We start from the raw sequence: 11,834 nt of genomic DNA, 5'->3' as shown, positions 1-11,834 counted from the left end.
TAAGCAGCAGTCTTTAAGAACCGATAAATTTAATAACAGTTGCAATGATGAAAAGTGTTGCGAAAAAACCAAATGAGACGATAAATCCTACCCCTGAATCAATAGCGTCATTGCGTTTACTTTGAACGTTTTGTTCAAAATCATTCATTTAGAATCCCTCCCCAACATTCCACTTTAGTATAAAATATTGTCAGAAAAAAATCTACAATTTCCATATGAAGAGAAATAGAGCGTTTTTACTACTTTTAGATCATGAAGTAACGTGAGTTTTTGTTTCCAAGCATGTTAACAGTTGGCACTTATACTCGAATTTTTATTGCGAATAATAAAGGGAAGGTGATTACCGCACACCAATAAGAAACCCGGGGCTTATTGCGTGGCGTTTAATATAAATAAAGGGACGGGTTATATTGCCTGTTCCTTTGTACTTGTAAAACAAAAGCTAGGGCATTAGTATAAATATATATTGCCAAGTTAGGGAGTAGGAAAAAGTATGAGTGATATACATAAAAAGATTAAAAAGAAGCAGTTTGCTCCGTTATATTTACTATATGGAACAGAAGCGTTTTTTATAAATGAAACGATAAAGCTTATTACAGCAGAAGCGCTTGAAGAGGAAGATCGCGAGTTTAATGTTGTGACATATGATTTAGAAGAAGCATATTTAGAAGATGTGGTTGAGGATGCACGTACACTTCCTTTTTTCGGAGAACGTAAAGTGTTATTAATAAAATCACCACTCTTTTTAACTTCACAAAAAGAAAAGTTAGAACAAAATATAAAAATTTTAGAAGAATATATTGGGGAACCTTCTCCCTTTTCTATTCTTGTTTTTGTTGCGCCTTACGAAAAGCTGGATGAACGAAAAAAAATTACAAAACTATTAAAGAAAACAGCGGATGTAGTAGAAGCGAATGCAATGCAAGTGCAGGATGTTCAGAAGTGGATTGTTGCTCGGGCAGATGAAGTGCATGTGCATATTGATCATGCGGCTGTTAGTTTGTTGTTAGAGCTTGTGGGAAGTAATGTAACGATGTTGGCGAAGGAAATGGACAAGTTAACGTTATATGTCGGTATGGGCGGAGATATTACACCGAAACTCGTTGCAGAGCTTGTGCCAAAATCAGTTGAACAAAATGTGTTTGCTTTGACAGAAAAAGTGGTAAAAAAAGATATCGCGGGTGCGATGCAAATTTTGGATGGATTATTTACGCAGCAGGAGGAACCTATTAAATTGCTTGCGTTATTAGTAAGTCAATTCCGTTTACTGCATCAAGTGAAAGAGTTACAGCAGCGTGGTTACGGTCAAAATCAAATCGCGTCTCATATTGGTGTGCATCCATATCGTGTAAAATTAGCGATGAATCAAACGAAGTTTTTCTCTTTTGAAGAATTAAAAAAAGTGATAATGGAATTAGCGGAAGCTGATTATAGTATGAAAACGGGAAAAATGGATAAGAAACTTGTGCTCGAGTTTTTCTTAATGCGGTTAAATCATATGTGATGAAACAAAAAAAGTTCACGTGCTAAGAGCGTGAACTTTTTGTATATAAAAAAACGATCCGAATGGATCGTTTTTTAAACGCCTTACGCGTTTACTTGTTTCGCTAAGCGAGATTTTTGACGAGCTGCAGCGTTTTGGTGGATAAGACCTTTACGAGCTGCTTTGTCAAGTTTTTTAGAAGCAGTTTTGAAAGCTTCTTTAGCATTTTCAAGATCGTTATTAGTAACTAAAGCTTCTACAGTTTTAACAGCAGAACGCATGTCAGACTTGATAGAAGCGTTATGTGCACGACGCTCTTCGCTAAGTTTAGCGCGTTTGATAGCAGATTTGATGTTTGCCATACTTTTCACCTCCCTGGTGCAATCGAATGACTCGATTCTTAACATAGAACAAGTGATATTCTATCAAACGGTGAAGAGAATTGCAATAGTATATCTATGAAATTTCACGTAAAGGAAAGAATGACCTTATATAACTTTGGGAAATCTAACGATATTTACTATGAATGACGGAGGAGATACGATGAAAGAACCATTGGATTTAAGTAAATATAGTGTTAGAACGGACCTTGCTGTAGAGGCGCATCAAATGCTGCAAGAGCGTCAAGAAGAGCAAAAAGGGATAGAAGGCGTTATTGTAAAAGAGAGGGAAGAAGAAGGTATTACCGTTACAAAAGTTACAATTGATGAAGCTGCCTCTGACTCGATGGGTAAAAAACCTGGAAATTATTTAACGCTTGAAGTACAAGGTATACGTCAACAAGATACGGAGCTGCAACAAAAAGTAGAGCGTATTTTTGCAAAAGAATTTTCTTATTTCTTAGAAGAGGTTGGCGTTACGAAAGAAGCGAGTTGTTTAATTGTTGGTCTTGGAAATTGGAATGTAACGCCGGATGCGCTTGGACCGATAGTTGTAGAAAATGTATTGGTAACGAGACATTTGTTTCAATTGCAGCCTGAAAGTGTAGAAGAAGGGTTTAGGCCTGTTAGTGCAATTCGGCCGGGGGTAATGGGGATTACAGGGATTGAAACGAGCGATGTTATTTATGGAATCATTGAGAAGACAAAACCAGACTTTGTCATTGCAATTGATGCGTTAGCTGCTCGTTCTATTGAAAGGGTAAATAGTACGATACAAATTTCTGATACAGGAATTCATCCTGGGTCGGGTGTTGGGAATAAACGTAAGGAACTCAGTAAAGAAACATTAGGTATTCCTGTTATCGCAATTGGTGTTCCGACTGTGGTGGATGCCGTTTCGATTACAAGCGATACAATTGATTTTATTTTGAAACATTTTGGCCGGGAGATGAAAGAAGGAAATAAACCTTCCCGATCTTTGTTGCCGGCTGGTTTTACATTTGGAGAAAAGAAAAAATTAACAGAAGAGGATATGCCGGATGAAAAGAGCCGGAATATGTTTTTAGGTGCTGTAGGTACACTGGGAGATGAAGAGAAGAGAAAATTAATTTATGAAGTGTTATCTCCTCTTGGTCATAATTTAATGGTGACTCCGAAAGAAGTGGATGCCTTCATAGAGGATATGGCAAATGTAATAGCAAGTGGTTTAAATGCAGCGCTGCATCATCAAATTGACCAAGATAATACAGGAGCATATACACATTGATGGGAAGTGACGATAATCATGTAAGTCGCTTTTCGCTTTTATGTATATGTAGTGTGGCTATATGCTTACTTATGGTAATAGCAGGGGTGGCACTTGCAAATCATGGGTTGAAAAGTATGAAAGGTTATCAGCAAATGTCGTATGAACAAATCGCTCATATGACAGGAACAAAAGGTGAGGCCACTGAATCAGAAACTTTGGAGAGTTCGTTTTCCGCTACTGAAAAACAAAAACAATTAGAAAGCTTAAAAAGTTTTAATATTGTAGAAGGAATGGGTATGGCGATAGCAAGCGTTGCCTATGAAATAACAAAGTTTGGAACAGATATAGTTGTTGGGAAAGTAAAAGGGATTTTTAGTTAAGAGTCAAACGGAGGACGGTTGTTTTACAGGTTTGTAAGACAGCCGTTCTTTAATTTGAAAAAGGTTTGTCTCTTATGGTTTGTTCGCATAAGATATAAATAGAATGATTTGTATCGTAAGCAGCACGAGTTTTCATTGAATCTTTGCTGCTCTATTGATATAATCAGTGCTAGTGTATATTGGCGAGACTATTAGGAGTTGAGAACATAGATGAACAAAGAAGAAAGAGCAAAAAGACAGTCCAAAATTCGTAATTTCTCTATCATTGCTCATATTGACCACGGAAAGTCAACGTTAGCAGACCGTATTTTAGAGAAAACAAACGCGTTAACACAACGTGAAATGAAAGCTCAGTTGCTTGACTCTATGGATTTAGAGCGTGAGCGTGGTATTACAATTAAATTAAACGCAGTACAATTAAACTATAAAGCAAAAGACGGCGAAGAATATATTCTTCACTTAATTGATACACCAGGGCACGTCGACTTTACGTACGAAGTATCTCGTAGTTTAGCGGCTTGTGAAGGTGCAATTCTTGTAGTAGATGCAGCGCAAGGTATTGAAGCGCAAACGTTAGCGAACGTATACTTAGCGCTTGATAACAATTTAGAAATTTTACCGGTTATTAATAAAATCGATTTACCAAGTGCAGACCCAGAGCGTGTACGCCAAGAGGTGGAAGATGTAATTGGGTTAGATGCATCAGAAGCTGTACTTGCTTCGGCAAAAGCTGGGATTGGTATCGAAGAGATTTTAGAACAAATCGTTGAAAAAGTGCCAGCACCAACAGGTGATTCAGAAGAACCGTTACAATGTATGATCTTTGACTCTTTATATGATCCGTACCGCGGTGTAATTGCTTATATCCGTGTTGTAAATGGAACGGTAAAAGTTGGCGATAAAGTACGTATGATGGCAACTGGAAAAGAATTTGAAGTAACAGAAGTAGGTGTGTTTACACCGAAAACTACGCAACGTGATGAGTTAACAGTAGGTGATGTAGGTTTCTTAGCGGCATCGATTAAAAATGTTGGTGACACACGCGTTGGTGATACGATTACACATGCGAAACGTCCAGCAGCTGAGCCATTACCTGGTTACCGTAAATTAAATCCAATGGTATTCTGTGGTCTGTACCCGATTGACTCTGCACGTTACAACGACTTACGTGATGCGCTAGAGAAATTAGAATTAAACGATTCTGCTCTTGAGTTTGAGCCAGAAACATCTCAAGCGCTAGGATTTGGTTTCCGTTGTGGATTCTTAGGACTTCTTCATATGGAAATCATTCAAGAGCGTATTGAACGTGAATTTAAAATTGATTTAATTACAACAGCGCCAAGTGTTATTTATAAAGTATTCTTAACGAATGGTGAAGACATGATTGTCGATAACCCGTCTAATATGCCGGATCCACAGACAATTGATCGTGTTGAAGAGCCATTTGTTAAAGCAGCAATTATGGTTCCGAATGACTATGTTGGAGCTGTAATGGAAATTTGCCAAGGTAAACGCGGAACGTTTATTGATATGCAATATTTAGATGAAACGCGTGTTACATTGACATATGAAATCCCGTTATCAGAAATCGTATATGACTTCTTCGATCAGTTGAAATCAAATACGAAAGGATATGCATCATTTGATTATGAGTTAATTGGTTACAAACCATCTAAACTTGTGAAAATGGATATTCTTTTAAATTCTGAGCAAGTCGATGCTCTATCATTTATCGTACACCGTGATTCAGCGTATGACCGTGGTAAAGTAATCGTAGAAAAATTAAAAGAATTAATTCCAAGACAGCAGTTCGAAGTGCCAATTCAAGCGACGATCGGAAACAAAGTTGTAGCGCGTTCTACAATTAAGGCGATGCGTAAAAACGTACTTGCGAAATGTTACGGTGGTGACATTTCTCGTAAGCGTAAACTTCTTGATAAGCAAAAAGAAGGTAAAAAACGTATGAAGTCTGTTGGTTCTGTAGAAGTACCGCAAGAAGCATTCATGGCTGTACTGAAAATGGATGACAACTAATAGTTGGAATGAAAAAAGAAGTCGTTTATGCGACTTCTTTTTTACGTATAATTACTTTTTAGACATCTGAGTAGCTCTCATTTACAATAGTGAGAGAGCTTTTTAGTTCATATAGAGTTAGGAGTTTGTTAATGTCCGAAAATATTCGAAAAGATATTCAAGAAAAAATACAAAATGGCAATTTTAATTGTGAAAAGGAATTGACGCTTTCTATTATTAGTGGAAAGTGGAAAGTTGTAATATTATGGCATCTTGGTGTGGAAGGGCCTCATCGTTTTAGTGAATTACAACGATTATTTCCGAGCATTTCTCATAAAGTTTTGTCAAACCAATTAAAAGAGTTAATGGAAGATGGGATTGTTGATCGAACAGTATACCCAGAAATTCCTCCGCGAGTGGAATATTATATGACGGAATTAGGCATGTCGCTTTTACCAATCGTTGAAATGATGTATGATTGGGGAAAAATGCGAATGGAACAAATTCGTAATACGTTAGAGAAGTAAAAGAAGCCTCCCGAGCGCGGAGGTTTTCTTTTTAGAAAGGTAGGAGTTATTTTTGGTGCAAGCTGCATATATTCATATTCCGTTTTGTCAGCATATTTGTCACTATTGTGATTTTAATAAAGTGTTTATTGAACGCCAGCCGGTCGATCAATATTTAGAGTATTTAGAGAAAGAAATAATAAATACAGTTCAAAAGGTACCGTTTGATAGTATGAAAACGATTTTTGTTGGCGGGGGAACTCCGACAGCATTAAATATGGAACAGACAAAGAAATTATTAGATATTATAAATCGTCGTTTACGTCCGTTTGCCCCGAATTGTGAATTAACATTTGAAGCGAATCCAGGTGATTTGCCGAAAGAGAAATTAAATGTATTGCTAGAAGGTGGAGTGAACCGAATTAGTTTTGGGGTGCAAACATTTCGAGATGAATTGCTTGAGAAAATTGGACGTAAGCATACGAGAGAAGATGCGTTTGTAGCAATTAGAGAAGCGCAGGAAGTAGGCTTTAAAAATATAAATGTAGATATTATTTATGCTCTGCCAGGACAGACGATAGAAGATGTAAAAGAAACATTAGACATTGCTTTTACGCTTGGTGTACAACATTTCTCGGCATATTCATTAATTGTGGAACCGAAAACAGTATTTTATAACTTAATGAATAAAGGGAAATTAAGACTTCCAGGTGAAGACCATGAAGCGAAAATGTACGAAATGGTAATGGATGAAATGGAGAAACATGGCTATACCCAGTATGAAATTAGTAATTTTTCAAAAGGTAATAATGAAAGTAGACATAATCTCACATACTGGAATAATGAAGAGTATTATGGATTTGGAGCTGGAGCGCATAGTTATGTAAATGGAGAACGTATCCAAAATGTAGGGCCGCTCAAGCAATATTTCAATAAGATCGATGAAACCGGATTTCCGTATTTAGATGTTCATGTGGTGACGGAGAAAGAAAAAATGGAAGAAGAGTTGTTCTTAGGACTCCGAAAAACAAAAGGTGTATCTAAAATAGCGTTTCAAAAGAAATTTAATATGGAAATGGATCAAGTTTTCGCGAAGCAGTTACAAAACAACCAAGAACAAGGATTGCTTGAAGAGAGCGATGGATATGTTCGTTTAACGCGAAAAGGAAAATTATTAGGGAATGAAGTATTCCAATCATTTTTGATTGACTAATTAAATGTTCCATTAACGTGAAAAAGTTTCATTATTTCGTGACGTTTCCGTTGACAATTGAATGTCAATTTTGGTAAGTTATTAATAGATTTAGCACTCGAAGACAAAGAGTGCTAACAGAGGTGATGATGAGATGCTTACGGAACGTCAGCTCTTAATTTTACAAACAATTATTGATGACTTTATTGGATCAGCGCAACCTGTTGGGTCAAGGACGTTGGCTAAAAAAGATGAAATTACATTTAGTTCAGCTACTATACGAAATGAAATGGCTGATTTAGAGGAACTAGGATTTATTGAGAAAACGCATAGTTCTTCTGGACGTGTTCCTTCTGAAAAAGGATACCGATTTTATGTAGACCATCTTTTAGCGCCGCAAAATTTACCGAACGATGAAATTGTACAAATTAAAGATTTATTTGCTGAAAGAATTTTTGAAGCGGAAAAGATTGCACAACAATCAGCTCAAATTTTATCAGAGCTTACAAATTATACGGCCATTGTTCTTGGACCGAAGTTAAGCACAAATAAACTTAAAAACGTACAAATTGTTCCGCTTGATCGTCAAACCGCAGTCGCTATTATTGTAACGGATACAGGGCATGTACAAAGCAAAACGATTACCGTTCCGGAATCTGTTGATTTATCAGATTTAGAAAAAATGGTTAATATTTTAAATGAAAAGCTATCGGGCGTACCAATGTCGGAACTCCATAATAAAATCTTTAAGGAGATTGTTACGGTATTGCGTGGGTATGTTCATAATTACGATAGTGCGATAAAAATATTGGATGGTACATTTCAAGTTCCGTTATCGGAAAAGATATACTTTGGAGGGAAGGCAAATATGCTTTCGCAACCAGAGTTTCATGACATTCAAAAAGTTAGATCTTTACTTACCATGATTGATAACGAAGCTGAGTTTTATGATATTTTGCGTCATAAACAAGTTGGTATTCAAGTGAAAATTGGTAGGGAAAACTCTTCAACGGCTATGGAGGATTGCAGTTTAATTTCTGCAACATATTCAATCGGAGAAGAACAGGTTGGAACAATTGCAATTTTAGGCCCAACGAGAATGCAATACTCTCGTGTAATTAGTTTGTTGCAGTTATTTACAAGGCAAATTACAGATGGACTAAAAAAATAAAGAATAAAGAAGAATACATTCGCTCAAGTGATAAGCAATACATCACTGTGTGTAATATATAACTATACTTAGGTAATCATGCTATGCATGATACCTAATACCTTTTAAGGAGGTGAAAATTGTGGAAGAGCGTAACGAACAAGTTGTAGAAGAAGTGAAAGAAGAAGTAAAAGAAGCACAAGTTGAAGAAGCCGTAACATCTGAAGACAGCGAAGAATCTGTTGAAGAAAAAAGTGAGGCTGCTCTTTTACAAGAAAAAGTAGATGAATTGCAAGCGAAACTGACGGAAACGGAAGGCCGTATGCTACGTCTACAAGCTGATTTTGAAAATTATAAGCGTCGTGTTCAAATGGATAAACAGGCTGCTGAAAAATATAGAGCACAAAGTCTTGTTTCAGATATTTTGCCAGCTCTTGATAATTTTGAAAGAGCGATGCAAGTGGAAGCAAATGATGAGCAAATGAAGTCCTTATTACAAGGGATGGAAATGGTATATCGTCAATTGTTAGAAGCGATGACAAAAGAAGGTGTAGAAGCGATTGAAGCTGTTGGTAAACAGTTTGATCCTCATGAACACCAAGCTGTTATGCAAGTAGAAGACAGCGAATTTGAATCAAATGCGGTTGTGGAAGAATTCCAAAAAGGTTATAAATTAAAAGACCGTGTAATTCGCCCATCGATGGTAAAAGTAAATCAATAATTTACATAAAAGTAGGAGGATTCGCCATGAGTAAAATTATCGGTATTGACTTAGGTACAACAAACTCTTGTGTAGCTGTTATGGAAGGTGGAGAACCAAAGGTTATCCCAAATCCAGAAGGAAACCGTACAACACCTTCTGTTGTAGCTTTCAAAAATGAAGAACGTCAAGTTGGGGAAGTAGCAAAGCGTCAAGCAATTACAAACCCAAATACAATCATGTCTGTTAAACGTCATATGGGTACAGACTACAAAGTAGAAATCGAAGGTAAAGAATATACACCTCAAGAAATTTCTGCAATCATTTTACAAAACTTAAAAGCTTCTGCTGAAGCATATTTAGGTGAAACAGTAACGAAAGCTGTTATTACAGTACCTGCATACTTCAACGATGCAGAGCGTCAAGCAACGAAAGATGCTGGTCGTATCGCTGGTTTAGAAGTTGAACGTATCATTAACGAACCAACAGCAGCAGCGCTTGCTTACGGTTTAGAAAAACAAGATGAAGAGCAAAAAATCTTAGTATATGACTTAGGTGGCGGTACATTTGACGTATCTATCCTTGAGTTAGCAGATGGAACATTTGAAGTTATTTCAACTGCTGGTGACAACCGTCTTGGTGGAGATGACTTTGACCAAGTTATCATCGATCACTTAGTAGCTGAATTCAAAAAAGAAAATAACATTGATTTAAGCCAAGATAAAATGGCACTTCAACGTTTGAAAGATGCAGCTGAAAAAGCGAAAAAAGATCTTTCAGGTGTAACACAAACACAAATTTCATTGCCATTCATTAGTGCTGGAGCTGCTGGTCCATTACACTTAGAATTAACATTAACAAGAGCGAAATTCGAAGAGCTTTCAGCAAACCTTGTTGAAAGAACATTAGAACCAACTCGTCGTGCTTTAAAAGATGCTGGTCTATCTGCAAGTGAATTAGATCGCGTTATCCTTGTAGGTGGTTCTACTCGTATCCCAGCTGTACAAGAAGCTATTAAACGTGAAACTGGTAAAGAACCATATAAAGGTGTAAACCCGGATGAAGTTGTAGCATTAGGTGCTGCAGTTCAAGGTGGCGTACTTACTGGTGATGTAGAAGGCGTACTATTATTAGATGTAACTCCACTTTCTTTAGGTATTGAAACTATGGGTGGTGTGTTCACGAAATTAATCGAGCGTAACACTACAATTCCAACAAGTAAATCACAAGTATTCTCAACAGCTGCTGATAACCAACCAGCAGTAGACATTCACGTATTACAAGGTGAGCGTCCAATGTCAGCTGACAACAAAACGTTAGGACGTTTCCAATTAACGGATATCCCACCAGCACCACGTGGTATTCCACAAATCGAAGTAACATTCGATATTGATGCGAACGGTATCGTTAACGTACGTGCAAAAGATTTAGGAACAAGCAAAGAACAAGCTATTACAATCCAATCTTCTTCAGGTCTTTCTGATGAAGAAGTAGATCGTATGGTAAAAGAAGCAGAAGCAAACGCTGACGCTGACCAAAAACGTAAGGAAGAAGTTGAACTTCGTAACGAAGCTGACCAACTTGTATTCCAAACAGATAAAGTTGTAAAAGATTTAGAAGGTAAAGTAGATGCAGCTGAAGTTGCAAAAGCAACAGAAGCGAAAGAAGCATTACAAGCTGCGATTGAGAAGAACGAGCTTGAGGAAATCCGTGCGAAAAAAGACGCTTTACAAGAAATCGTACAACAACTAACTGTTAAACTATATGAGCAAGCTCAAGCAGCTGCAGGGCAAGCAGAAGGTGCACAAGGAGCACAAGATGCTGGCGCGAAGAAAGACAATGTAGTAGACGCTGAGTTTGAAGAAGTAAAAGAAGACAAGTAATTCAACTGTAAACATAATAAGTAAGATGACAAAAAGTCAAAGTCAAGCGTGCCTTGGCTTTGGCTTTTTTCACGAATGAGAAGGAATGTGTGAGGGTCTTAAGTTTTTTACTTTGCATACTGTAAGTGAGGAAACTTTGTTGCAAAGCACTTTCTTTCGGTGTTAAAATTACGTTTATGTGAAAGATTCGGGGGTTGTAAATTTATGAGTAAACGAGATTATTATGAGGTCCTTGGACTTAGCAAGGGTGCTTCAAAAGATGAAATAAAAAAAGCGTATCGTCGTTTGGCTAAAAAATACCATCCAGACGTAAGTAAAGAAGAAAATGCAATTGAAAAGTTTAAAGAAGTGCAAGAAGCATACGAAGTATTAAGCGACGATCAAAAGCGTGCGCAATATGATCAATTTGGTCATGCTGGTGCTAATCAAGGCTTCGGTGGCTTTGGCGGCGGAGGAGACTTCGGCGGTGGCTTCGGTTTTGAAGATATCTTTAGTTCATTCTTTGGCGGCGGTGGCGGCAGACGTCGTGATCCAAACGCTCCGCGTCAAGGTGCTGACTTACAATATCAAGTTACTTTAGATTTTGAAGAAGCTATTTTTGGTAAAGAGTTAAATGTTGAGATTCCAGTAGAAGATCCATGTGATACTTGTAAAGGTAGCGGGGCAAAACCAGGAACTTCAAAAGAAACATGTAAACATTGCTCAGGATCAGGGCAAGTAAGTGTAGAACAAAATACACCATTTGGTCGTATCGTAAACCGTCAAGCTTGTGGTCATTGTTCAGGAACTGGGCAAATCATTAAAGAAAAATGTACGACATGCCACGGTTCTGGTAAAGTACGTAAACGTAAAAAAATCAACGTTAAAATTCCAGCAGGTATCGATAATGGTCAACAAA

11 protein-coding genes and 1 pseudogene are annotated in these 11,834 nt (G+C 37.3%); 10 read left to right on the top strand and 2 right to left on the bottom strand.

The window, feature by feature from the left end; all coding sequences use genetic code 11:
* Positions 1-13: 13 nt before the first annotated feature.
* Positions 14-148: a YqzM family protein gene (locus MR083_RS16105; RefSeq protein ID WP_000997609.1), complete on the bottom strand. Its 135-nt coding sequence runs from the start codon at positions 146-148 to the stop codon at positions 14-16.
* Positions 149-493: 345 nt separating this feature from the next.
* Between MR083_RS16105 and holA the strand changes: the two genes are divergently transcribed.
* Positions 494-1,504 (top strand): DNA polymerase III subunit delta, encoded by a 1,011-nt coding sequence (holA, locus tag MR083_RS16100; protein WP_242269575.1) that lies wholly within the window; start codon positions 494-496, stop codon positions 1,502-1,504.
* Positions 1,505-1,587: 83 nt separating this feature from the next.
* Here holA and rpsT read toward each other — a convergent pair whose 3' ends face one another.
* Entirely contained in the window at positions 1,588-1,845 is a 258-nt protein-coding gene (gene rpsT, locus MR083_RS16095) for a 30S ribosomal protein S20 (RefSeq protein WP_001274011.1), read from the bottom strand.
* A gap of 181 nt (positions 1,846-2,026) precedes the next feature.
* Between rpsT and gpr the strand changes: the two genes are divergently transcribed.
* The 9 genes and pseudogenes from gpr to dnaJ all read left to right on the top strand — a co-directional run.
* Positions 2,027-3,130 (top strand): GPR endopeptidase, encoded by a 1,104-nt coding sequence (gene gpr, locus MR083_RS16090; protein WP_000662630.1) that lies wholly within the window; start codon positions 2,027-2,029, stop codon positions 3,128-3,130.
* Positions 3,130-3,492, top strand: coding sequence for a YqxA family protein (locus MR083_RS16085; RefSeq protein WP_016718499.1), 363 nt, complete (start codon positions 3,130-3,132; stop codon positions 3,490-3,492). The genes gpr and MR083_RS16085 overlap by 1 nt, the downstream gene beginning before the upstream one ends.
* Before the next feature lie 210 nt (positions 3,493-3,702).
* The gene (lepA, locus tag MR083_RS16080; RefSeq protein ID WP_001030957.1) at positions 3,703-5,526 is read left to right on the top strand and encodes an elongation factor 4; all 1,824 of its coding nucleotides are present in this window, start codon (positions 3,703-3,705) and stop codon (positions 5,524-5,526) included.
* Between the two features lie 131 nt (positions 5,527-5,657).
* On the top strand, positions 5,658-6,032 hold the full coding sequence (locus tag MR083_RS16075) for a winged helix-turn-helix transcriptional regulator (protein ID WP_001293546.1): 375 nt from the start codon (positions 5,658-5,660) through the stop codon (positions 6,030-6,032).
* Positions 6,033-6,084: 52 nt separating this feature from the next.
* On the top strand, positions 6,085-7,224 hold the full coding sequence (gene hemW / locus MR083_RS16070; RefSeq protein WP_016718498.1) for a radical SAM family heme chaperone HemW: 1,140 nt from the start codon (positions 6,085-6,087) through the stop codon (positions 7,222-7,224).
* A 133-nt stretch (positions 7,225-7,357) separates the two neighbouring features.
* On the top strand, positions 7,358-8,374 hold the full coding sequence (gene hrcA / locus MR083_RS16065; RefSeq protein ID WP_000954951.1) for a heat-inducible transcriptional repressor HrcA: 1,017 nt from the start codon (positions 7,358-7,360) through the stop codon (positions 8,372-8,374).
* A gap of 121 nt (positions 8,375-8,495) precedes the next feature.
* Complete coding sequence (gene grpE, locus MR083_RS16060; protein WP_000392719.1) at positions 8,496-9,074, top strand: nucleotide exchange factor GrpE; 579 nt, start codon at positions 8,496-8,498, stop codon at positions 9,072-9,074.
* 26 nt (positions 9,075-9,100) lie between these two features.
* A complete protein-coding gene (dnaK, locus tag MR083_RS16055; RefSeq protein WP_000034690.1) occupies positions 9,101-10,936 on the top strand; it encodes a chaperone protein DnaK in 1,836 nt (611 codons plus the stop codon).
* Positions 10,937-11,140: 204 nt separating this feature from the next.
* Positions 11,141-11,834, top strand: a pseudogene (gene dnaJ, locus MR083_RS16050) (chaperone protein DnaJ); the annotation flags it as partial.

The sequence above is a fragment of the Bacillus cereus group sp. BfR-BA-01408 genome (assembly GCF_022663305.1).
In the GTDB taxonomy this organism is placed as follows: domain Bacteria; phylum Bacillota; class Bacilli; order Bacillales; family Bacillaceae_G; genus Bacillus_A; species Bacillus_A pacificus.
This window is presented reverse-complemented; position numbering and strand designations above follow the sequence as displayed.

What these genes read in the sequence shown, in the direction of transcription:
- MR083_RS16105 (WP_000997609.1), bottom strand. Translation starts at nt 148, where the DNA reads ATGAATGATTTTGAACAAAACGTTCAAAGTAAACGCAATGACGCTATT.
- holA (WP_242269575.1), top strand. Translation starts at nt 494, where the DNA reads ATGAGTGATATACATAAAAAGATTAAAAAGAAGCAGTTTGCTCCGTTA.
- rpsT (WP_001274011.1), bottom strand. Translation starts at nt 1,845, where the DNA reads ATGGCAAACATCAAATCTGCTATCAAACGCGCTAAACTTAGCGAAGAG.
- gpr (WP_000662630.1), top strand. Translation starts at nt 2,027, where the DNA reads ATGAAAGAACCATTGGATTTAAGTAAATATAGTGTTAGAACGGACCTT.
- MR083_RS16085 (WP_016718499.1), top strand. Translation starts at nt 3,130, where the DNA reads ATGGGAAGTGACGATAATCATGTAAGTCGCTTTTCGCTTTTATGTATA.
- lepA (WP_001030957.1), top strand. Translation starts at nt 3,703, where the DNA reads ATGAACAAAGAAGAAAGAGCAAAAAGACAGTCCAAAATTCGTAATTTC.
- MR083_RS16075 (WP_001293546.1), top strand. Translation starts at nt 5,658, where the DNA reads ATGTCCGAAAATATTCGAAAAGATATTCAAGAAAAAATACAAAATGGC.
- hrcA (WP_000954951.1), top strand. Translation starts at nt 7,358, where the DNA reads ATGCTTACGGAACGTCAGCTCTTAATTTTACAAACAATTATTGATGAC.
- dnaK (WP_000034690.1), top strand. Translation starts at nt 9,101, where the DNA reads ATGAGTAAAATTATCGGTATTGACTTAGGTACAACAAACTCTTGTGTA.